Here is a 21,233-nt window from a genome sequence, read left to right on the forward strand (position 1 = left end):
CAGCCGTCCTTGCTGCCTTACAGGGCGGGCCCGGACTCCACCGGTGCGGGGGCGCCGCACCGCATGTACCACTCGGTGGACATCACCCCGGCCCGGTCCGCAGGCCGGAGCGCGGCGAGACGGCCCGGCAGCGCCCCCCTTTCCACCTCGCTGCGATGAGCCATGACCGCGTCCAGCTTCTGCTCCACCCACGGTCCGACATCCACCACCGCCGACACCCACTCGGCGGGCACGCTGTACATCGCCCGACCCGGCCGGAGCAGCACCTCGCGGCCCAGAGCCTGCACCGCGGATTCCGGATGCGTGGCCAGGTAGAGCGCACTCGGCTCCCAGGGCGGTCCCGCCTCCGGGTACAGCAGCCCCCAACCCGCCGCCTGTACGGCGAGCACCGTCACCCGATGGGCGTGCACATGATCCGGGTGCCCGGACAGATTGCCGTAGGCGTCATGCGTGATCACGATCTCCGGCCGGAACTCCCGGATGTGCCTGACCAGCCGCCCCACGGCCTCGTCCAGCGGCGCATCGCAGAAGCGCGCAGCGCCCGGTGCCGACTCGGGGACGTGTGCGTCGGCGTACCCGAGCATCCGCGGTTCCCCCGCCCCGAGAATGCGCAGCGCCTCCGCCAGCTCCCCGGCCCGCCTGGTGCCCTCGGTCCAGGTGGCGTTGACGACCGCGGTGCGCGCTCCCGAGGCCGCGTGCCGGGCCGGCACACCGCCGGACACCAGCGACTCGTCGTCGGGATGCGCGAAGACGCCCAGGAGGCTGGGGAGAGGCATAACCGCAAGGTTAGAGGCAACTCCCGCCAGGGCATCAGGAGTTGGTGACGTCCGAACCGGCCGCTCCCGGCGGGGACCCCACCCGTGCGGAAGAGCCCGGCCCCGCACCGGAACTCCTCGACCTCTACAAGATGGCAGTCGAGATGTCGGACCGCGTCTCCGCCCGGCGCGGCGCCGCGAACGCATTCTTCCTCTCCGTCCAGACCGCATTCATCGGCGCGCTGGGCATCACCGCCACGGAAAACCGGAATGTGCCCTGGTGGGCCGCGCTCGTACTGACGCTCGCCGGAATCTCCATCTCCCTCGTCTGGTGGCTCCAGTTGCGCAGTTACCGCGTGCTCAACCACGCGAAATTCGACGTCATCAATGCCGTCGAACCGCGACTCCCCCTGCAGATATTCAGCCAGGAGTGGGAGATACTGACGGAGAATCCGGACGGGCCATGGTGGACCCGGTACACCGAGTTGGGGGCCACCGAGCGGAAAGTCCCCTGGGTATTTGCGGCATTGCACGCAGGTCTGTTCATCGGCATACTCTGCACGTGAGTTATCTGCGCACGGACGCCGGTCTCATCCGCGAACTTCTGCCGCCGGAGGCCAGGCCCCCGTCGGACGCCGACGACCTCTTTCTTCTCTACGCGGTCCTCATGCGCGCCAAGGGGGAACTGGTCACCGCGGCCGATGTCCACGACGCCTGGACCGCCTGGATGGAGAACCGGGATCCGGGTCATCGCGCACTCCTCCCCTTCGACGAGCTCTCCCCGGCGACCCAGCGCGAGGACGAGCCCTACGTCCAGGCCATCCAGGCCGCGGCCCGGGTCCGCGCGAAAGAAGAGCGGCAATAACGGGTTCGATTCTTTCGGCCGGTCTTTTTTCGCCGCTGTCGGGCGAGCGGCCCGAGGTCGTCCCGGAAACCCATTCGCCGCCGACCGCCGGAATTCCTCGTACCGCTTCTGCCTCCGGCCTTGACTTCCCAAGACCCCCGCGCCACATTCCCACCCCGCACCTGAGCACCTGAGCAACTCACCCCACCCTTCGTCCGGTTGGAGCGACCTGCCATGGTCACGAGCGCGGAACCCGTGAGACGTACGGCACGACCCACCCGGAGGCAGGTGCTCGGTACCGCGGGCACCACCGGTCTCGCCCTGGCCGTCGGCGCGGGCCCCGGCGCCCGCACGGCCACCGCCGCCGACCTCCCCCTCCTCGGCACCTATGACGTCGTCGTCATCGGCTCCGGCGCGGCAGGCATGACCGCCGCGCTCACGGCGGCCAAGCAGGGCCTGAGCACCGTCGTGGTTGAAAAGGCCCCCACCTTTGGCGGATCCGCCGCCCGTTCCGGTGCCGGCATCTGGATCCCCAACAACCCCGTGATCCTCGCCGCCGGTGTCCCGGACACCCCCGCCAAGGCCGCCGCCTACCTCGCCGCGGTCGTCGGCCCGGACGTACCCGTGGCCCGGCAGAGGGCCTTCCTCGCCCACGGCCCCGGCATGATCTCCTTCGTCATGGCCAACAGCCCGCTGCGCTTCCGCTGGATGGAGGGGTACAGCGACTACTACCCGGAGCTGCCGGGCGGTCTGCCGGGCGGCCGGTCCATCGAGCCCGCCCAGTTCGACGGCAACCTCCTCGGCGCCGAACTCGCTCATCTCAATCCGCCGTACATGCAGGTCCCTTCCGGAATGGTCGTGTTCAGCGCCGACTACAAGTGGCTCGCCCTCGCCGCCGTGAGCGTCAAGGGCGCCGCCGTCGCTGCCGAGTGCCTGGCGCGCGGTACGAAGGCGGCGGTGCTGGGGCAGACCCCGTTGACGATGGGGCAGTCGCTGGCCGCCGGGTTGCGCAAGGGGCTGCTGGACGCGGGTGTCCCCGTCCGGCTGGGCACCCCGCTCACCGAGCTGTTCGTCGAGAGCGGTGCCGTCACCGGGGCGGTGGTCACCAAGGACGGCGCCCCCGGACTCGTACGCGCCCGCCGTGCCGTGGTCGTCGGCTCCGGCGGCTTCGAGCACAACGGTGCCATGCGCGCCCAGTACCAGCGGCAGCCCATCGGGACGGAGTGGACGGTCGGCGCGAAGGAGAACACCGGAGACGGCATCCGGGCGGGACGACAACTGGGCGCCGCGCTCGCCCTCATGGACGACGCCTGGTGGGGACCGGCCATCCCGCTCCCCGACCAGCCCTACTTCTGTCTCGCCGAACGCACCCTCCCCGGCGGCCTTCTCGTCAACGCGGCGGGCTCCCGCTTCGTCAACGAGGCCGGCCCCTACAGCGACGTCGTCCACACCATGTACGACCGCAACGCCACCGATCCGGACATCCCGGCCTGGCTGATCGTGGACCAGAACTACCGCAACCGGTACTTGTTCAAGGACGTCGCGCCGACCTTCACCTTCCCCGACGACTGGTACAGCTCGGGCGCGGCGCACAAGGCCTGGACCCTCGACGCCCTCGCCGCCTCCGTCGGTGTTCCCGCCGCGGCCCTGCGCGCCACGGTCGACCGCTTCAACTCCCTCGCCCTCAAAGGGACCGACAGCGACTTCCACCGCGGCGACAGCGCGTACGACCACTACTACACGGACCCCTCCGTCCTCCCCAACTCCTGCCTCGCACCGCTGTGGCTGCCCCCGTACTACGCCTTCCGCATCGTCCCCGGGGACCTCGGGACGAAGGGCGGGCTGGTCACGGACGCCCGGGCGCGGGTGTTGCGGCCGGACGGCTCGGTGATCCCGGGTCTGTACGCCGCCGGGAACGCCAGCGCCGCGGTGATGGGCCACAGCTACGCCGGGGCCGGGTCGACCATCGGGCCCGCGATGACCTTCGGGTACATCGCGGCACTGGACATCGCAGGGGTGCTCTAGGAGGCCACCACCGCCGGCTTCCTGGCTATGAGGAAGGCCTGCGGGGAGGTCTCCTCCAGGCTTTCCTCCGGTTCCCGCACGGTCTGCGAGAGGAGCGTGAAGCCGGCCTCCGTCAACAGCCGGATCATCTCCGCGGGTCGGCGGCGCAGGAAGGTCAGCGAGACCGGGCGGCCCCAGGGGCGGTCGTGGTGGCGGTGCTGGTCGCCCACCTGGAAGGCGACCAGGAGGTGGCCGCCGGGTGCGAGCACCCTGTGGAACTCGGCGAACAGGGCGGGCAGTTCGTCCGCCGGGGTGTGGATGGAGGAGTACCAGGAGAGCGCCCCGGCCAGCGTCCCGTCTGGGATGTCCAGGTCCAGCATCGAGCCCTGCACGAAACGCAGCCCCGGGCTCTCGCGGCGGGCGACCGCCAGCATCGAGTCCGACAGGTCGAGGCCGAACACGTCCAGTCCGAGCGAGGCGAGGCGGGCCGTCGTCCGTCCGGGACCGCACCCCAGGTCGGCCACCGGCCCCTCGCCACCCACGAGTTCGGCGAACACCTGGAGTATCGCCCGCTCCAACGGCCTGCCCACGAGCTCCCGCTCGAACAGGGCGGCGTAGTCCTCGGCCACGGCGTCGTAGAACGTCCGGGTACTGGTAAGGAAGTCGGGTTCGGACGCGGTCGCGCCGCGGGTCTCGGTCATACCCAAAACCGTAGCGACCACCACTGACAATCAACGGGCACCGCCCGCCAGGGCCTGCCTGCCTGGGCCCGCCTGCCTGGGCCCGTCCGTCTGGCTCGTCGGTCTGGGCCTGTCCGCATCGGCCGTCAGCCTGGGCCGTCGGTCTCGGCCCGCCTGCCCGGGCCTGCCTGCCTGGGGCCGAGTTTGGTGACGCTGATCGACGGGGTTCCGTCTCGTAGCACGACCACGTCGGCGACGAGCGAGGGTGCGGCAACAGGGTCAGCTCGGTGATGTCGATGCGTATTCGATTCGAGCGTTGCGCGGGGTGATCTGCACCCGCACCTCCACCTCGGTCCGCAGGTCCGGCACAGGCTGCCTGTCCGTCTGGTCCCTCGGTCCCGGCCCGTCGGTCTCGATCCGCCCGCCCGGGCTCGTCCGTCTGGGCCCGTTCGGCTGGCCCGTCGGCCGCTCGGCCCGTGGCTCGTCCCTCTGGGTCCGTCCGTCTGGGCCGTCAGTCTCGGCCCGTCCGTCTGGGTCGTCCCGTCTGGGCCTGTCCGCCCGGGCCGTAGGGCTCGGCCTGTCAGCCTCGGCCCGTCGGTCTCGATCCGCCCGCCCGGGCTCGTCCGTCTGGGCCCCCCGGGACCTGCGGGTCCGGGCCCGACACCCGCCGCGATGGCCGAGGGAAGCGAGCGGTGCCCGACCGTCCGCCTTCCGGTGCCATACAACCGGCAGGATCTGTACGGCAGTTGACTCACTCCACCTGCCCCGTCAGGTCACCGCGCTGCGGTTGTCCGCGAGCCGTCGTCCTGCCGCTCGTGCCGCCGGGAGGGCGGCGAGTACGGCGGCGCCGAAGAGCAGGGGGGTACCCGCGGCGGGCTCGTGGCGTGTTCCGCGGGCGGGCAGATCCATACGATCGAGCACCGCGCGACTCGGCCACCCGGACCAGGCCACCCCCGCTCGCCCCACCCTGCTCACCCCACCCCCGCCGCCCGCAGCACCGCCGTCGTCCCCGCGGCCGCCAGTACCACCACCGCGAACGGTGCCCTCCGCCATGCCAGCACGCCTCCGACCAGCACCCCGGCCGGGCGGGCCCAGCCTGCGAAGCCGCCGCTCTCCGTCAGTGCGCCCGTCGCCAGCAGGGCCGCCAGCAGTACGACCGCACCCGCCGACAGCAGTTCCTGGATGCGCTCCGGTAGCTCTCCGCGCCCGTGCAGCGCCGGGCCGACCAGCCGGAATGCGTACGTTCCGACCGCCAGGGCAAGGATCATCGCGACCGTGGCGTTCATGCGGAGACCCCCTTGCGGCCGTGCAGGACCAGCCCTGCCAGCGCCAGCAGCACCGGCACCCCCGCCGGGACGGCCGGCGTCACCGCGAGGGCCAAAGCGGCGCCGAGCAGCGCGGACCGCCGTATCCGTGCGTCCGCCCGCAGGGTGGGCAGCACCAGGGCCACCAGCACCGCGGGGAAGGCCGCGTCCAGTCCGTAGGTCGCCGTGTCGCCCAGCGCGCCCCCGGCCAGCGCCCCGGCCAGGACACCCACGTTCCATACGACGAACAGGCCGGTCCCCGAGATCCAGAACGCCCTCCGCCGCCGTACCGGATCGGCCTGGGCCAGGGCGAAGGCCACCGTCTCGTCGGTGACGAGGTGGGCGCCGATGAGGCGGGCGAGGCGGCCCGGCCCGAGGGCGTCGGCGATGGCGAGGCTGAACGCGGCCGTGCGGGTGTTCAGGAGCAGACCGGTGGCCGCCGCCGCGATCGGGCCGCCCCCGGCGAGCATGACTCCGACCGCGCTGAACTGGGCGGAGCCCGCGTAGACCACGAGGGACATCACCACCGGCACCCACACCGGCAGGCCCCCGGCCACGGCGATCGCGCCGAAGGAGACACCGACGACGCCGCTGGCGAGCCAGACGAGGGAGGCGTCGCGGATCAGGTCCCGGGACGGGGTGGGAGCCGATGAGCCGGGCCCAGGGGGCGTTCGCCGTACCGTACGCATGTTCTCTAGAATGAACAGGAGAAGCGTTGTTCGTCAAGGCGAACGGTCGTACCGATGGAGCGAACATGACGTCCGATCTGCCACCCCGGCTCCCTCTGGACTGGATCGCGGCCGCGCTGCGGCGCGAGCGCATCCGCGCCGGGCTGTCCCTCTCCGAGCTGGCCAAACGGGCCGGGATCGCGAAGTCGACGTTGTCGCAGCTGGAGGGCGGCAGCGGAAACCCGAGCGTGGAGACCCTGTGGGCGCTGGGGGTGGCCCTGCGGGTGCCCTTCAGCGTCCTGGTGGAGCCGCCCGCCCCTGCAGTGCACGTCATCCGGGCGGGAGAGGGGCCGGTCGTGGCATCCGAACGGGCGGACTACCGGGCCACCCTGCTCTCCGCGAGCCCGCCCGGTGCCCGGCGTGACATCTACCACCTGCGTGCGGAGCCGGGACCCGCCCGTGAGTCGGAGCCGCACATCCCGGGTTCGGTGGAGCATCTGATCGTGTCCACGGGGAGGCTCAAGGCCGGGCCGGCGGGGGAGACCGAGGAACTCGGGCCCGGGGACTACATGACGTATCGCGGGGATGTGCCGCACTTGTACGAGGCGCTGGCGCCGGGGACGACGTTCGTGCTGGTCATGCAGCATGTGTGAGCCGTACGGGTGAGGTACGGAAAAGGCAGGAGCCCCGCTGCCTTGCGGCGCGGGGCTCCTTGGGTACTGCTCTCAGTTCCGGATCAAAGCACCAGGCTCCGAGACCGAATCAGACGGGGGTGACGTTCTCCGCCTGCGGGCCCTTCGGGCCCTGGGTCACGTCGAAGGAGACCTGCTGGTTCTCCTCCAGCGAGCGGAAGCCGCTCGCGTTGATGGCGGAGTAGTGGACGAAGACGTCCGGGCCGCCACCTTCCTGGGCGATGAAGCCAAAGCCCTTTTCGGCGTTGAACCACTTCACGGTTCCGGTAGCCATAAGCCCTCCTTGGGCCCAAAGGGTTGCCCTGCTCCAGAACCTGCAAGTGTGAAAACAGTGCTGCACAACTGCATACTTCTGAAAACGACGAGAGCCCGCGGTTACATGCTCCGCAGGCTCTGTACTGCAAGGGAAACCAAACTGCAACTTGCGGCGAGCCTAGCACGCGGGCAGCCGAAAGCAATAGAGGGCAAGATCACGTCACTCGGACGTTTGAAGGTCTCGCAGTGGGATTGACGTGACACCGGGGACGGCACCACACCACCCTGAAGGCTGCACCGTACCTCATAGGGTCTAGCCTCGCGATGTGGACAATTCTCGCACCCGGCCGCGCGTCGGCCACATCCAGTTCCTGAACTGCCTGCCCCTGTACTGGGGGCTCGCGAGAACGGGCACGCTCCTCGACTTCGAGCTCACCAAGGACACCCCCGAGAAGCTCAGCGAGCAGCTGGTGCAGGGAGACCTCGACATCGGGCCCATCACCCTCGTCGAGTTCCTCAAGAACGCGGACGACCTGGTCGCCTTCCCGGACATCGCGGTGGGCTGCGACGGCCCGGTGATGTCCTGCGTGATCGTCTCGCAGGTCCCGCTGGACGAGCTGGACGGCGCCCGGGTCGCGCTCGGCTCGACCTCGCGCACCTCCGTCCGCCTCGCCCAGCTCCTCCTGTCCGACCGCTACGGCGTCCAGCCCGACTACTACACCTGCCCGCCCGACCTCAGCCTGATGATGCAGGAGGCCGAGGCGGCCGTACTCATCGGGGACGCGGCCCTGCGGGCGAACCTGCACGACGGGCCGCGCTTCGGCCTCCAGGTGCACGACCTCGGCACGCTCTGGAAGGAGTGGACGGGTCTGCCGTTCGTGTTCGCGGTCTGGGCGGCGCGCCGGGACTACCTGGAGCGCGAGCCGGAGATCACCCGCAAGGTCCACGAGGCCTTCCTCGCCTCCCGCAACCTCTCCCTGGAGGAGGTCGGCAAGGTCGCCGAGCAGGCGGCCCGCTGGGAGGAGTTCGACGAGCAGGTCCTGGAGCAGTACTTCACGACGCTGGACTTCCGCTTCGGCGGGCCGCAGTTGGCCGCGGTCGCCGAGTTCGCCCGGCGGATCGGTCCGACGACCGGCTTCCCGGCCGATGTGAAGGTGGATCTGCTGCAGCCGTAAGCCGTACGGGAACGGCGCACTACCCTTTTCTCGTCGTTACGGGGGATACGGGGGAGGGGTGGACGCCATGCAGCCGCTCGGAGCCGACGAGCCCACCGTCGTGGGGCCCTACCGGCTGCTCGGCCGGCTCGGCTCCGGCGGGATGGGCCGCGTCTACCTGGGACGCAGCGCCGGGGGCCGCACGGTCGCCGTCAAGATCGTGCATCCGCACTTCGCACTCGACGAGGAGTTCCGCGCCCGCTTCCGCCGCGAGGTGGAGGCCGCGCGGCGGGTGGGCGGCGCATGGACGGCCCCGGTGCTCGACGCGGACCCGGGGGCGGACGTTCCCTGGGTGGCCACGGCGTATGCGGCGGGCCCGTCGCTTGCGGCGGCGGTCGCGGACGGCGGCCCGCTGCCGGCTCATTCGGTACGGGTGCTGGGTGCGGGGCTGGGTGAGGCGCTGGCGGCGGTGCACGAACTGGGCCTGGTGCACCGGGACGTGAAGCCGTCCAACGTGCTGCTGACGCTCGACGGTCCGCTGCTGATCGACTTCGGCATCGCGCGGGCCACCGACGGTACGGCGTCCCTGACCTCGACCGGCGTGTCCATCGGCTCGCCCGGATACATGTCGCCCGAGCAGATCCTCGGCAAGGGGGCCACGGGGGCGGCCGACGTCTTCTCGCTGGGCGCGGTGCTGGCGTATGCGGCGACCGGCCGGCCACCGTTCCCCGGGGACTCGTCCGCGGCGCTGCTCTACAAGGTCGTCCACGAGGAGCCCGAACTCGGCGCGCTGGGCGGTGAGCTGCGGGACGTCGTGGAGGCGTGCCTGGTCAAGGAGCCGGGGCGGCGGCCTACGCCCGGTGAGGTGGCACGGCGGCTGGCTCCCGAGGGGGCGGCGCGGCTGCTGGCGGGCGGGTGGCTGCCGGGGACGCTGGTGGAACAGGTGAGCCGCAGTGTCGTGAAGCTGCTGAACCTGGAGGCGGGGGACGAGGCGCCGTCGGGGCCGGTGGGGTTCAGCAGCCCCTCGGTCGGGGATGCGGTGACGGCCGGCGGAGAAGCGGCCGGGCGGTCGACGGCCGGCCGGGAGGCGGCCGGGCAGCCCACGGCGGGGGAGTTCGGCCCTGCGCCGGTGATGCCGGGGGCCGCGGCTTTCTCCGCCCCCTCGGTTTCCGCGCCTGCTGCTCCTGTCCCTGCCGCACCTGCCTCCGCCGTTGATGCGCCTCCCGCCCCCGTGCCCGAGCCGCGGGACGCGCCTCCCGTCGAGCAGGCTCCCGGCAGGCTTTCGGTGTCCGTCGCGGCGACGTCCGCGCCGGGGGAGAGCGGGCGTGGACGGCGGCTGAGCTGCACGGTGGCGCTGGCCGTTGCCGGGGCGCTGGCGGCTGTGACGGTGGGGTCGGTGTTCCTGTTCGACCTGTTGCCGGGCAGCAGTGAGAACGATGCGGGCGGTTCGAGCAGCGGGGCGTACTCCCCGCAGCCGGGCGCCACTTCGAGCGCCTCACCCACCGGCGACTCCACCGCCGACGGCGCCACCGGGTCCGCCGTGCCGGCCGGCTACCTCGGCACCTGGGAGGGCCAGGGCCTCGTCCTCGACGGTGCCCTGCCCGCGGGCACCTTCCGGGTCACGGTCCATCAGGCGGGCGTGGGCGAAGAGTTGGGCCGGGTCCGGCAGACCGACCAGCTCGGGGGCGTCTGCAACGACGTACTCACCCTGAAGAAGGTGACGAAGCGGGAGCTCGTCACGGTGTCGGTGGGCGCCAAGTCCAACCACGCCGGGTGCAACCCGGTGGCGCACACGGTGCGGTTGGCCCGGTCGGGCAACGACCTCACGTACATGTCGGACAGTGACGCCGAGGGCAAGCCCACGGCACAGATGACGAAGGTCGAATAGGCCGAGCGCAGATCAGCGGTTGTTGCCCCAGAGGGACGCGTCGTCGCTTCTGAGACTGGGAACCCCGCCGTAGGTCCCGCCGCCCGCGGTCACCAGCGGGGCGGGGAGCTGGTCCTCCAGGACACCCTTGCGGATCTGGACGATCGTGCTGTCGTGGTCGGTCCGGCCCGGCTTGAACGTCTTGCCTTCGATCGCCGCCTTCAGATAGGAGAGGGCGTACTTCGCATAGAGGTCGGCGGGCTGGGAGACCGTGGCGTCGATCTCGCCCCGGGCGATGCTCCTGAGCTCCCTGGGGGTGCCGTCGTTGGAGACCACGAACACGTGTCCGGCGTCCTTCGGGCCGACCAGCAGGCCCTGTTGCCGGAGCACCTGGAGGGTGCCCGAGAGCGCGGAGCTGGCCTGCATGTAGACGCCCTTGATGTCCGGGTGGGCGGTGAGATCCGTCTGCAGCTTCCGGGCCGCGATCGCCCCGTCCCAGTTGGTCGCCTCCCCGAAGACCTGGATCCCCGGGTAGTTCTTCTTCATGCACCCGTTGAACCCCTCGGTGCGGTCCCGGGCATTGATCGAGGCGAGGTCGCCTTCGAGCATGACGACCTTGCCCTCGCCGTGAAGCTCGGTGCCGAGGAACCGGCAGGCCTTCTCGCCGTACGCGCGGTTGTCGGCGCGGACGATCATGTAGACGCGGCCGGTGTCAGGGCGGGTGTCCAGGGTGACCACGGGGATCTTCTGGGCGGACAGCTGCCGCAGGACGGGCCCGATCGCGCCGGTGCTCTGCGGAGCCATCGCCACGCCCTGCACCCCATGGATGATGAGCGTCTGCACGTCGGCGGCGAGATTGCCGACGTCGTTCTGCGAGTTGGTCGTCTCCAGCCTCAGCCCGAGCTCCTTGGCGAACCGAGGGGTGTACTCGATGTACGAAGTCCAGAAGTCGGTGTCGGAGCGGGGATAGTCGACGCCCACCACCGGGGCCCCGCTCGCGCCGGCCCCCGGGTCGGCACCGGAGCCGCCGCAGGCGCTGAGCGCGACGACCGCGAGGACGGCGACGGTGCCGAGGCCGGGATGTCTGAGGCGGCGGGTCTTCACGGGGGGCTCTCCCTGCGGACGGTTCATGCCGGAGATCAGGCCCGGGGGCGGATCGGCAGCCCGTGCATGCTGCCGTGGTTTTCGCTGCTCATCAGGCCTCCTCGCCCCCACTGTAGACGTCGCACCCACCCGGCCGGAGGGAGCGCGGCGGGCGCACCGTACACCTGTGACCGGTGGGTGCGGGGGACCTCTCGGGCTTGGCGCGTCTACTCCGGGCCTGCGCTCCCGTGCGGGTGCCCGCAGCCGTCTCCGGGAGGTGTGGGGACCGGTGGGGCGGCGGGCCCGGAGCCGGACGGGGGCTCGGTCCCGGCGGGGCCGGGCGCCGTCGGTGCCGGGTCCGGGGCGGGCGGTGTGACGGGGGGCTGGCCGGTGCCGTCCGCGGGGGGAGCAGGGTCTTCAACAGGCCCGGGCTCCACAGGAGTCGGGTTCTCGGGCTCCGGTGTGGGCGCGCTGGGGGACGCGGGTGCGGGGGTGTCCTCGGTCGGGGGTGCCGGAGTCTGCGGGGGCTGTTCGGTCGGGGGTGCCGGAGTCTGCGGGGGCTGTTCGGTCGGGGGTGCCGGAGTCTGCGGGGGCTGTTCGGTCGGAGCCGGGGGGTCCGGGTACGGGTCGCCGGGCGGGGGCGGGGGCGGGGTCTTCGGGTCCTTGTCCGAACCGCCCTTCTTCGGGGGCGCCGGGTCCGTGCCCTTCGGTGCCGGCTTGGTGGGCTTCTTCGGTGCGGGCTTGGTGGGCGGCGGTGTGTCGTGCGTGCTGCTCCCGGCCGTGTTCCCGCTCGGAGCCGGGGTGGGCCCGTCGGTATGACGGGGCTTCGGTACGGCCGGTGCGGTGCTGCCGGTGCCGGCCGTACGCACCCGTTCGCCGGCCTGAACGCCGGCCGCGTGAGCCTGCGTACCGCCCTTCTTCGCTGCCCCGTGCCGCGGGCCCTTCGACGGCGGCCCCGCCGGCGTCCCGGCCACCGGGACCTGAGCCGCGGGTGCGTCGGCCACCGGAGTGCGCTGGGCCGGTATCCGACCGGCGTCGGCAGGGCCGAGGACGAGCAGGAGCGCGGCGGCGCCCGCCACGACCGCCCCGGCAGCCGCCGCCACCTGGGTCTTCGAACCGCCGACCGCCATGTGGCGCACTCCGTGCAGCAGCCCGCCGTGCCCGCCGGCCGCGGTCGCCGCACCGGCCGGTCCGGCGGTCAGGGCGAGCAGGAACTTGCCCGCACCGCCCACCGCGAACACGAGAAGTGCCGGGCCGACCAGTGCGGGCAGCCGGTCGTTGGCGCTCATCAGGGCGGCCAGCCGCGCCCGGCAGTCGTCGCACGCGTCCACATGCCCGAGCAGCCGCTCGGACTGCTTCGCCGTCGCCGCACCCCTTACATACGCGGGCATCCGCGCCCAGTACACCTGGCACGCGGGGTCGTCGGGCGCCCCGGTCTGCGTCCGCAGGAACGCCTGCCGCATACCCTCCCGGGCCCGGTGCAACAGCACTGCCGTGGCACCCTCCTTGGTCCCGAGCTGCGGACCGATCGCGGCCAGCGGCTGCCCCTCCGCCTCGGCCAGCCACAGCGCCTTCACCCACCGCTCGGGCAACTGCCCCAGCACCCGTACCACCAGGTCGACGGAGGACACCCGCTCGGCGGGGTCGTCCGTGTGCGGGTGGGCGTCCGTCGCGACCCGCTCCTCGCCGTGCGGGTCCCGCGGCGTCTCGCGGACCGCGCCCCCGGCGGCGATCGCGAGGTGGCGCACCGTCGTCATCAGATACGCCGGCACGTTGTCGATCTCGTGCCCCGCGGCCAGCCGTCGCCACACCCGGAAGTGCGCCTCGGCGACGAGGTCTTCGGCGGTCCAGGCGTTCCGGGTGAGCGAGCGGGCGTAGGCGACGAGTCGCGGCTGCTGTTCCTCGTAGATCCGGGCATACGCAGTGGTGGCGGCGTCGGACGCGGAAGCCGGTGCGGACACTGCAGTGGAACCGTCGGACATGGCGGAACGCTCCAGTTGCCTACTACTGAGGGCGGAGGGGATTTTGTAAGCCTAGATGGCAAAAGTTCCAATCAAAGTTGCGGCTCCTCGCCGATGTGGCGCACGTCACTGGGGTTGTTTTCTGTTGCGGCGTAATGCCTGCGCCGCAAAGGGGCTCCCAAGAGGTGCACAGGCCCAACGGGCCGCCGCAGAACCCGACATGCTCGAAATGCTCTACATGCCCGAAAAGGGAGCCCCCCTCGTGTACATAGCCCTGGAGCAGCCCACCGGCGCCCACCTGCTCACCCCCGACCAGGAGGAGCTGGCGGTGCCCGTCACCCTCCGCTATCTCTCCGACGACCCGCTGGCGGTGCACTTCGTCTTCCCGGCCTGGATCTCGCTCGACGAGGAGGAGGTGATCTGGACCTTCGCCCGCAGTCTCCTCGAGGAGGGCCTGGGCACCCCCGTCGGTCTCGGCACGGTACGGCTCCGCCCGCACGGCCCGGCCCACACCGTCGTGGAACTCCACGCCCCCCAGGGCATTGCGGCGGTCCGCTTCGAGACCAGAGCGCTGCACCGCTTCCTGCTCCGCTCCTACACGGTCACCGAACCGGGCGGCGAGCCCCTGGAACCGGCCCTCGACCGGGGGCTCGCCTCTCTGTTCGGCGCTGTGTGAGGCCGGGGCCACGGTTTCGCGGCGGGGCGGGCCGGGCGGGGGACGGCCGTGGCGTTCGGGCCGTTCCTGCTCGGCGGGGTGTTTCTCGGGCTGCTGATCGGGGCGTACCCGGCCTGACGTAGGCTGGGCTGGTCTGTCCACAACCCTTGACGAAAGGGACGCCCCGGTGACCGAGAAGGCCGACCTTCAGTCCGTCCTCGACCGTGCCGCGGCCGGTGGTCGGATCACCCCCGAAGAGGCACTCGACCTCTACCGCGACGCCCCGCTGCATGCGCTGGGCGCCGCCGCCGACGCCGTACGCCGCCGTAAGTACGCCGGCACCGAGCACATCGCGACGTACATCATCGAGCGCAACATCAACTACACGAACGTGTGTGTCACGGCGTGCAAGTTCTGCGCCTTCTACGCCGCTCCCAAGGACACGGCGAAGGGCTGGACGCGGGATCTGGACGACATCCTGCGGCGCTGCGCGGAGACCGTCGAGCTCGGCGGCACCCAGATCATGTTCCAGGGCGGACACCACCCGGACTACGGCGTCGAGTACTACGAGAAGCACTTCGCCGCCATCAAGAAGGAGTTCCCGCAGCTCGTCATCCACAGCCTGGGGGCGAGCGAGGTCGAGCACATGGCCCGGATCTCCAAGGTGAGCGTGGAAGAGGCGATCTCGCGGATCCACGCCGCCGGGCTCGACTCCTTCGCGGGCGCGGGCGCCGAACTGCTGCCGGAGCGGCCGCGCAAGGCCATCGCCCCCCTCAAGGAGTCCGGCGAGCGCTGGCTGGAGATCATGGAGACCGCGCACCGCCTGGGCGTCGAGTCGACGTCCACCATGCTCATGGGCACGGGCGAGACCAACGCCGAGCGCATCGAGCACCTGCGGATGATCCGTGACGTGCAGGACCGGACGGGCGGCTTCCGTGCCTTCATCCCGTACACCTACCAGCCCGAGAACAACCATCTGAAGGGCCGCACCCAGGCCACGCTCTTCGAGTACCTGCGGATGATCGCCATCGCGCGGCTGTTCATGGACAACGTCCGGCACATCCAGGGGTCCTGGCTGACCACCGGCAAGGAGGTCGGGCAGCTGTCCCTGCACTACGGCGCCGACGACCTCGGCTCGATCATGCTGGAGGAGAACGTCGTCTCCTCGGCCGGCGCCAAGCACCGCTCCAACCGGCTCGAGATCATCGACCTGATCAGGAAGGCGGGGCGCGTTCCCGCCCAGCGGACCACGACGTACGAGCACATCGTCGTCCACGACGACCCGGCGAACGACCCGGTCGACGAGCGGGTGATGTCGCACATCTCGTCCACCGCGATCGCGGGCGGCACCGCGCATCCCGAGCTGAAGCTGCTGGCCTCCAACTGACGTACCGGTGCTGACGATCCACGCGGCGGACGAGGTCCGCACCGGCCGCGACGCCCGACCGATCGAGGACGGCGCCGTGGCGGTCGAGGGGAACCGGATCGCCGCGGTGGGTCCGCTGGCGGCGGTCCGGGAGCGGTTTCCGCAGGCACGGGTGCGGAGTTGGCCGGGCGTCCTGGAGCCCGGGCGCCTGCACGAGGGCCCGCTTCCCGACGCCCCGAGCCCGCGCGAACGCATCCATGCCGTGCTGAAGTCGGGTGCCGTGGCGATCCTCGCGGATTACGCCGACTCACCCGAACTGCGGGCGGCGGCCGACCGGAACGACGTCCTCGTGGTGTCCGGTGCGGTGCCTTCGGCGCTGGCCGAGTCCGAGCGGGCCGACCTCGCCGTGTTCGACGAAACCGGCGCGTGCATCGCGACCGTCTGCGCGGGGCGTCTCGTCCACAGGCGCCGTTAGCGCCGGACCGGCCTCCTCGCCGGCTTGCTGTGCCCCGGGTACGCCGTGGTCCTGCGCCGGCGCCCGCCCCGGAAGGAGGAGCCAGGCTCCTCCCCTGAGCGGGAGCCGCGGGCCGTGCTGCAAGAATGGCGGGGTGACCCGCGCTTCCCTGAACAAGCAGCCGCACGAAGTCGCCTCGATGTTCGACGACGTGGCGGAACGGTACGACCTGACGAACGACGTGCTGTCGCTCGGCCAGGACCGGGTGTGGCGCAAGGAGGTGGCCCGGGCGGTCGACGCGCGGCCCGCGCAGAAGATCCTGGACCTGGCCGCCGGCACGGCCACGTCCTCGTTGCCCTTCGCCCGCACGGGCGCGTACGTCGTCCCCTGCGACTTCTCGCTCGGCATGCTCCAGGTCGGCAAGAAGAAGCACCCCTGGCTGCCGCTGACCGCGGGCGACGCGACGAAGCTGCCGTTCAAGGACGACACCTTCGACGCCGTCACGATCTCCTTCGGGCTGCGCAACGTGCAGGACTTCGACGCCGCCCTGCGCGAGCTGTACCGGGTGACCAGGCCCGGCGGCCGGGTGGTGATCTGCGAGTTCTCGCACCCGACCTGGGCGCCCTTCCGCACGGTCTACACCGAGTACCTGATGCGCGCCCTGCCACCGGTGGCCCGCGCGGTCTCCTCGAACCCGGAGGCCTACGTCTACCTCGCCGAGTCCATCCGCGCCTGGCCGGACCAGCCCGCGCTGGCCGAGCACCTGCAGAAGGCCGGCTGGTCGAAGGTGGCGTGGCGGAACCTGACGGGCGGGGTCGTGGCCCTGCACCGCGGGTTCAAGGGCTGACGCTCAGGCGGAGCTGACGACGTACGGGTCGCCCGGCTCGTCCAGCTCGCGCTGCAGCCCGCCGGTGGGGGGTCTCGGGATGCGCGGCTCGCGCACGCCTCCGCCTCCCTCTCCCTCGCCGAAGTCGAACCACACGTAGATCACGGAGTCCCGCGGCACCTCCGCATTGGGCTGCGGGTACTGCCGTACGACGTACTCGACCACGGTCTGGTGGAAGTCGGGGCGGTCCGGCGCAGTCAGGAAGAGGCCGGTCGCCTCCGCCGTCTTGCGTGCGTCCATGGCCATCAGTCCGACCAGCCGAGGCACGCGTACCTCGGGTGTTTTGGGTGTTATTCGCACAGATGTCACCCCCAGCGGTACTGGAAGGGTAACCGCACGGGGGTGTCGACCGGAAGCGCCGAGTGGCTTTCTGTAGCAGTCGGTTACTGTGCGTGACCGTTTTGGAGCCGGAGCCGGAAGCAGAGGGCGTCCTCCTGGAACCGGGGGTGTGGGAAGGTCTCCGCCGGTTCCATGCCGAGCCGCCGGGCGACCGCGGTGGACCGCTCGTTCCCGGGCCTGATCATGGCCACCACGCTCGGCACGCCCGCCGCCCTGAGCCGTTCCAGCGTCATCTGCGCGGCCGCGGTGGCATATCCCTTGCCCCAGAAGTCCCGCCCGAGCCGCCAGCCGATCTCGATCTCGCCCGTGGGGCCCCAGTCCCGCGGCCACGGCTGGGCGCCCGTGAAGCCCATGACCTGCCCCAACTCGTCGACCATGGTCCACAGGCAGAAGCCGAGCTCCGCGTCATGTCTGCGCTGCCGGGCGGTGAGCTCCTCGTAGACGGAGAGGTCGGCGGATTTCCCGCCGTGGAACTCCATGACGTCCGGGTCGTCGAAGACCCGGTGCCAGGCGACCGCGTCCTCGTCGGTGGGGACGCGCAGCCGTACTACGGGGAGAGCTCGGTTCACGAGGGCAGCCCTTCAGCCTGGTGATCAATTCTGCTGAATAGACTGCCTGTGTCCAGTGCCGCTCGGCACAGAGATTTATCGAACTTGGGGAGATCCCGCCGTGACCGTCGTGACCGAGCCCCACTCCGAGCCCTCCCCCGAGCCCTTCTCCGAGAACACCGCCGATGTGATCGTCGTAGGCGCGGGCCCGGCCGGCTCCACCACGGCGTACCACCTCGCCAAGTCCGGCCTCGACGTACTGCTGCTGGAGAAGACCGAGTTCCCGCGCGAGAAGGTCTGCGGCGACGGCCTGACCCCGCGCGCGGTCAAGCAGCTCGTGGCGATGGGCATCGACGTCTCCGAGGAGGCCGGCTGGCTGCGCAACAAGGGCCTGCGCATCATCGGCGGCGGCGTCCGCCTCCAGTTGGACTGGCCGGATCTCGCCTCCTTCCCGGACTACGGCCTCGTCCGCAAGCGTGACGACTTCGACGAGCAACTCGCCCGCCAGGCGCAGAAGGCGGGCGCCCGGCTCTTCGAGCGCTGCAACGTCGGCGCCCCGATCATCGACGACCGCACCGGCCGCATCACCGGCGTGCACGCCAAGCTCGGTGAGGAGAAGCGCGAAGTCACCTTCCACGCCCCGCTCGTGGTCGCCGCCGACGGCAACTCGACCCGTCTGTCGCTGGCCATGGGCCTGCACCGCCGCGAGGACCGCCCGATGGGCGTCGCGGTGCGGACGTACTTCGAGTCGCCCCGCCACGACGACGACTACCTGGAGTCCTGGCTGGAACTCTGGGACCGCCGGGGCCCTCAGGACCGCCTGCTCCCCGGCTACGGCTGGATCTTCGGCATGGGCGACGGCACCTCCAACGTCGGCCTGGGCGTGCTGAACACCTCCGACTCCTTCAAGGAGCTCGACTGGCGCGAGGTCCTCAAGGCCTGGTGCGCCTCCATGCCGGAGGACTGGGGCTACACCCCGGACAACATGACCGGGCCGATCCGCGGCGCCGCCCTCCCGATGGCGTTCAACCGCCAGCCCCACTACACCAAGGGCCTGCTGCTGGTCGGCGACGCCGGCGGCCTGGTGAACCCCTTCAACGGCGAGGGCATCGCCTACGCCATGGAGTCCGGCCAGATCGCGGCCGACGTCATCGTCCAGGCCCACGCGCGCCCGACCCCCGCGAGCCGTGAACTCGCCCTGCAGCGCTACCCGCGCGTCCTCAAGGACACCTACGGCGGGTACTACACGCTGGGTCGCGCCTTCGTGAAGCTCATCGGCAACCCGAAGGTCATGAAGATCGCGGCCCAGCGCGGTCTGACCCACCCCATGCTGATGAAGTTCACCCTGAAGCTGCTGGCGAACCTGACGGACCCGAGCGGCGGCGACGCGATGGACCGCATCATCAACGGGCTGAGCAGGGTGGCCCCGAAGGCCTGACCCAGCAGGTCCGGCGAAGTCCACTGCCCCGCGGCGCAGACGCAACAGCGGCTTCGCCGCGGGGCGCGATCAGCCTGCCTGCGCGCGCCCTTCCGCCGAGTGGGTGTCCCCCCTTTGGGGGAGCACGAAGTTCGAGGTGACGGGTCTCGGCGGCCCGGCCCCGCAGAGCCGTGAACAGCTCCTGAGACGGAGCCCCTGAAGCGGGCCGACGAACTGCGCTACAGGCTCGGCGTGCCCGACACCTCCGGCCTGGGACAGAACCGCCCGGCACGGGGCCCGGCGGAATCGACGGAGGGGCCGCTGCCCCCGAGCGGCTGCGGCCCTTCCGTGCGTCCGTGCAGCACGTTGTGCTGCGGGGTGCGTCAGAGCACCCGCACCGCGCCGGTCGGCGGGTCGTAGGAGAGCGGCCTCTCGACCACACCGGTGGACGGGTTCTGCGCGCCGACGAACATGCCGTCGCCGACGTACACCGCCACGTGGTACGCGCTGCCCGCGCTGCCCCAGTACAGGATGTCGCCCGGCTGCAGGTTGCTCAGCGAGACCTGGGTGCCGGCGGTCGACTGGTCCTGCGAGACGCGCGGGAGGCTGATGCCGATCTGCTTGAAGGCGGTCTGCACCAGACCCGAGCAGTCGTAAGCGGACGAACCGGTCGCACCGGACACATACGCCTTACCGACCTGAGCCTTCACGAAGTTGACGATCGCGGCGGCCGAACCGGTGGCCGTGGACGTCGAGGTGCTCGTCGTGGCGGCGAGGGTGGTCCGCTCCGCGCTCCGGGAAGCGGCCTGCTCGGCGGCCGCCTTGCGGGCCGCCTCGGCCTTCTGCTTGGCCTCGGCCTTCTTCTTCGCCTCCGCGAGGTCCGCCTTGGCCTGCTTCGCGGCCTTTGCGGCGGCCGCGTCACGCTCGGCCTGCAGCTCGTAGTTCGCGGCTGCCTGCTGTGTGGCTTCCGCGGACTGGGCGACCTGAGTGGCCAGATCGGCCGTCAGGGTGGGCAGTTGCAGGGTCTGCGTGGTCTCGGCGGCGCTCGCCGAGGCCGACGCACCCGCGGCAGCCATGCTGAGGACGCCACCGGCAACTCCGGCGCGCACCGCGAGACTCGTGGTCGCGCTGCGGCGGGGCTTCCGGTGGCTGCGTATGTGAGCGGTGTGGGACATGAGGACAACGGGTATCAGGGGCTCCTCCATACCTTCAAGAAACGTGTGGTGCGCCACAGTTGTTCAGTCGACGGCCCGAATTCCGGGCGGCTGACTCTTTATTGACGCCGTAACGGACATTGCGGACACGGCCTGTCGGCCCTGTGATCACGGCGTTTCATGATTACGCCCGAATTGCCCCGCGCCTACCATTCGTTGGGGCAGGTGGCCAAGCCCCGTTCTCAGGCGCCTCTCATGGTGTGGCGGAGGTCACGCAACGGTCACGGCAATGGGCGCGTCTCGCGCGAAGATCACAGCCCGATTGCGCTCGCGTCACGGCCGGGTCCCGCTCGTGAATGCGTGCACGCGTCCACACCGGACCGCACACTCCCTCTGATGTGTGAACGCGGCGCATTATCAGGACATCTCGTCCAACGCCAATTTGCATGCAAGGGAAGTCTCTTGATATTGAGACGCCCCTCCCGAGCTGCGCCGACGAGCGAAAATGTCACCTCTGGTGATCACTTGGACGCTTCGCGTACGAAGATCACCGCTCATCCGACTTCATGATCCTTCATCAGGTGGTGGAGATCACAAAGCTTGTGCAATACCCCGTGTCGCAGATCACAGAGCGGCGGGCATAAGATGCGAGGCAGTTGGGCTTGTGACCTGCTTCACATGTTCTCGATCTTCGCCGGGACGGGCGGGGTTGGAGAGACGTATGAGGTTGGTGTGAGTCTGATGCCATCGCCAGCAGTCAGTGCCGACTGAGAGGAGCGAGGAGCGGTGAACGCGTATGCGCCCATCCTCGTACTGGGAGCCCTCGGGGCAGGCTTTGCGATCTTCTCCGTGGTCATGGCCACGCTGATCGGTCCGAAGCGGTACAACCGGGCCAAGCTCGAGGCCTACGAGTGCGGGATCGAGCCCACCCCCACGCCGGCCGGCGGCGGGCGCTTCCCCATCAAGTACTACCTGACGGCGATGCTCTTCATCGTCTTCGACATCGAGATCGTCTTCCTCTACCCCTGGGCCGTCACCTTCGACGCCCTGGGGATTTTCGGGCTCGTGGAGATGCTGCTCTTCGTGCTCACCGTCTTCGTCGCGTACGCGTACGTATGGCGGCGCGGCGGCCTGGAATGGGACTGAG

Annotated in this window: 23 protein-coding genes; 12 read left to right on the forward strand and 11 right to left on the reverse strand. The window is 70.8% G+C overall.

From position 1 onward, the window contains the following. Positions 1-17 precede the first annotated feature (17 nt). A complete protein-coding gene (locus ACIBW9_RS38805) occupies positions 18-776 on the reverse strand; it encodes a PIG-L deacetylase family protein (RefSeq protein ID WP_398962418.1) in 759 nt (252 codons plus the stop codon). A gap of 44 nt (positions 777-820) precedes the next feature. On the opposite strand from ACIBW9_RS38805, the gene ACIBW9_RS38810 reads away from it, so the two are divergent. From ACIBW9_RS38810 to kstD, 3 genes are all read left to right on the forward strand, one after another. Next, positions 821-1,321: a hypothetical protein gene (locus ACIBW9_RS38810; RefSeq protein WP_398962421.1), complete on the forward strand. Its 501-nt coding sequence runs from the start codon at positions 821-823 to the stop codon at positions 1,319-1,321. Beyond that, positions 1,318-1,620 (forward strand): hypothetical protein, encoded by a 303-nt coding sequence (locus ACIBW9_RS38815; RefSeq protein ID WP_398962423.1) that lies wholly within the window; start codon positions 1,318-1,320, stop codon positions 1,618-1,620. The genes ACIBW9_RS38810 and ACIBW9_RS38815 overlap by 4 nt, the downstream gene beginning before the upstream one ends. A 213-nt stretch (positions 1,621-1,833) precedes the next feature. After that, on the forward strand, positions 1,834-3,624 hold the full coding sequence (gene kstD / locus ACIBW9_RS38820; RefSeq protein WP_398962426.1) for a 3-oxosteroid 1-dehydrogenase: 1,791 nt from the start codon (positions 1,834-1,836) through the stop codon (positions 3,622-3,624). Here kstD and ACIBW9_RS38825 read toward each other — a convergent pair. From ACIBW9_RS38825 to ACIBW9_RS38840, 4 genes are all read right to left on the reverse strand, one after another. Next, positions 3,621-4,304: a class I SAM-dependent DNA methyltransferase gene (locus ACIBW9_RS38825; RefSeq protein WP_398962428.1), complete on the reverse strand. Its 684-nt coding sequence runs from the start codon at positions 4,302-4,304 to the stop codon at positions 3,621-3,623. The two genes, kstD and ACIBW9_RS38825, sit on opposite strands and share 4 nt — an antisense overlap. A 747-nt stretch (positions 4,305-5,051) precedes the next feature. After that, positions 5,052-5,204 (reverse strand): hypothetical protein, encoded by a 153-nt coding sequence (locus tag ACIBW9_RS38830; RefSeq protein WP_398962431.1) that lies wholly within the window; start codon positions 5,202-5,204, stop codon positions 5,052-5,054. Between the two features lie 50 nt (positions 5,205-5,254). After that, positions 5,255-5,569: an AzlD domain-containing protein gene (locus ACIBW9_RS38835; protein ID WP_398962434.1), complete on the reverse strand. Its 315-nt coding sequence runs from the start codon at positions 5,567-5,569 to the stop codon at positions 5,255-5,257. Then, positions 5,566-6,276, reverse strand: a complete 711-nt coding sequence (locus ACIBW9_RS38840) for an AzlC family ABC transporter permease (RefSeq protein ID WP_398962437.1) — start codon at positions 6,274-6,276, stop codon at positions 5,566-5,568. Before ACIBW9_RS38840 ends, ACIBW9_RS38835 begins: the two co-directional genes overlap by 4 nt. Before the next feature lie 65 nt (positions 6,277-6,341). Here ACIBW9_RS38840 and ACIBW9_RS38845 point away from each other — a divergent pair, with 65 nt between their 5' ends. Then, complete coding sequence (locus ACIBW9_RS38845) at positions 6,342-6,908, forward strand: helix-turn-helix domain-containing protein (RefSeq protein WP_398962440.1); 567 nt, start codon at positions 6,342-6,344, stop codon at positions 6,906-6,908. Positions 6,909-7,017: 109 nt separating this feature from the next. On the opposite strand, the gene ACIBW9_RS38850 is transcribed toward ACIBW9_RS38845, so the two are convergent. Continuing rightward, a complete protein-coding gene (locus ACIBW9_RS38850; protein WP_003992177.1) occupies positions 7,018-7,221 on the reverse strand; it encodes a cold-shock protein in 204 nt (67 codons plus the stop codon). 307 nt (positions 7,222-7,528) lie between these two features. On the opposite strand from ACIBW9_RS38850, the gene ACIBW9_RS38855 reads away from it, so the two are divergent. Then, entirely contained in the window at positions 7,529-8,377 is an 849-nt protein-coding gene (locus ACIBW9_RS38855) for a menaquinone biosynthetic enzyme MqnA/MqnD family protein (RefSeq protein ID WP_398962443.1), read from the forward strand. A 67-nt stretch (positions 8,378-8,444) separates the two neighbouring features. After that, on the forward strand, positions 8,445-10,244 hold the full coding sequence (locus tag ACIBW9_RS38860; protein WP_398962445.1) for a protein kinase: 1,800 nt from the start codon (positions 8,445-8,447) through the stop codon (positions 10,242-10,244). Positions 10,245-10,256: 12 nt separating this feature from the next. On the opposite strand, the gene ACIBW9_RS38865 is transcribed toward ACIBW9_RS38860, so the two are convergent. Then, positions 10,257-11,354: a sugar ABC transporter substrate-binding protein gene (locus ACIBW9_RS38865; protein WP_398962448.1), complete on the reverse strand. Its 1,098-nt coding sequence runs from the start codon at positions 11,352-11,354 to the stop codon at positions 10,257-10,259. Positions 11,355-11,533: 179 nt separating this feature from the next. Beyond that, positions 11,534-13,288: a sigma-70 family RNA polymerase sigma factor gene (locus ACIBW9_RS38870; protein WP_398962451.1), complete on the reverse strand. Its 1,755-nt coding sequence runs from the start codon at positions 13,286-13,288 to the stop codon at positions 11,534-11,536. Between the two features lie 241 nt (positions 13,289-13,529). Between ACIBW9_RS38870 and ACIBW9_RS38875 the strand changes: the two genes are divergently transcribed. From ACIBW9_RS38875 to ACIBW9_RS38890, 4 genes are all read left to right on the forward strand, one after another. Continuing rightward, complete coding sequence (locus ACIBW9_RS38875) at positions 13,530-13,943, forward strand: SsgA family sporulation/cell division regulator (protein ID WP_398962453.1); 414 nt, start codon at positions 13,530-13,532, stop codon at positions 13,941-13,943. Between the two features lie 166 nt (positions 13,944-14,109). After that, the gene (gene mqnC / locus ACIBW9_RS38880; protein ID WP_398962456.1) at positions 14,110-15,309 is read left to right on the forward strand and encodes a cyclic dehypoxanthinyl futalosine synthase; all 1,200 of its coding nucleotides are present in this window, start codon (positions 14,110-14,112) and stop codon (positions 15,307-15,309) included. Positions 15,310-15,316: 7 nt separating this feature from the next. Continuing rightward, complete coding sequence (locus tag ACIBW9_RS38885; protein WP_398962459.1) at positions 15,317-15,763, forward strand: imidazolonepropionase-like domain-containing protein; 447 nt, start codon at positions 15,317-15,319, stop codon at positions 15,761-15,763. A 133-nt stretch (positions 15,764-15,896) separates the two neighbouring features. Next, on the forward strand, positions 15,897-16,589 hold the full coding sequence (locus ACIBW9_RS38890; protein WP_398962462.1) for a demethylmenaquinone methyltransferase: 693 nt from the start codon (positions 15,897-15,899) through the stop codon (positions 16,587-16,589). Positions 16,590-16,592: 3 nt separating this feature from the next. Here the strand turns inward: ACIBW9_RS38890 and ACIBW9_RS38895 are convergent, their stop codons facing one another. Together ACIBW9_RS38895 and ACIBW9_RS38900 are read right to left on the reverse strand one after the other, a co-directional pair. After that, positions 16,593-16,928, reverse strand: coding sequence for a PASTA domain-containing protein (locus ACIBW9_RS38895; protein WP_398962465.1), 336 nt, complete (start codon positions 16,926-16,928; stop codon positions 16,593-16,595). Positions 16,929-17,011: 83 nt separating this feature from the next. Further along, complete coding sequence (locus tag ACIBW9_RS38900) at positions 17,012-17,536, reverse strand: GNAT family N-acetyltransferase (protein WP_398962468.1); 525 nt, start codon at positions 17,534-17,536, stop codon at positions 17,012-17,014. Between the two features lie 100 nt (positions 17,537-17,636). Between ACIBW9_RS38900 and ACIBW9_RS38905 the strand changes: the two genes are divergently transcribed. Then, positions 17,637-18,953: a geranylgeranyl reductase family protein gene (locus ACIBW9_RS38905; protein ID WP_398962470.1), complete on the forward strand. Its 1,317-nt coding sequence runs from the start codon at positions 17,637-17,639 to the stop codon at positions 18,951-18,953. Between the two features lie 362 nt (positions 18,954-19,315). Here the strand turns inward: ACIBW9_RS38905 and ACIBW9_RS38910 are convergent, their stop codons facing one another. Further along, positions 19,316-20,107 carry a C40 family peptidase gene (locus ACIBW9_RS38910; protein WP_398962473.1) on the reverse strand — a complete coding sequence of 264 codons (792 nt, stop codon included), beginning with the start codon at positions 20,105-20,107 and terminating at the stop codon, positions 19,316-19,318. Positions 20,108-20,872: 765 nt separating this feature from the next. On the opposite strand from ACIBW9_RS38910, the gene ACIBW9_RS38915 reads away from it, so the two are divergent. Next, positions 20,873-21,232 (forward strand): NADH-quinone oxidoreductase subunit A, encoded by a 360-nt coding sequence (locus ACIBW9_RS38915; protein WP_003992243.1) that lies wholly within the window; start codon positions 20,873-20,875, stop codon positions 21,230-21,232. Position 21,233 lies beyond the last annotated feature (1 nt).

Origin of the sequence: Streptomyces sp. NPDC049541 (genome assembly GCF_044465725.1) — a bacterium.
GTDB lineage: Bacteria > Actinomycetota > Actinomycetes > Streptomycetales > Streptomycetaceae > Streptomyces.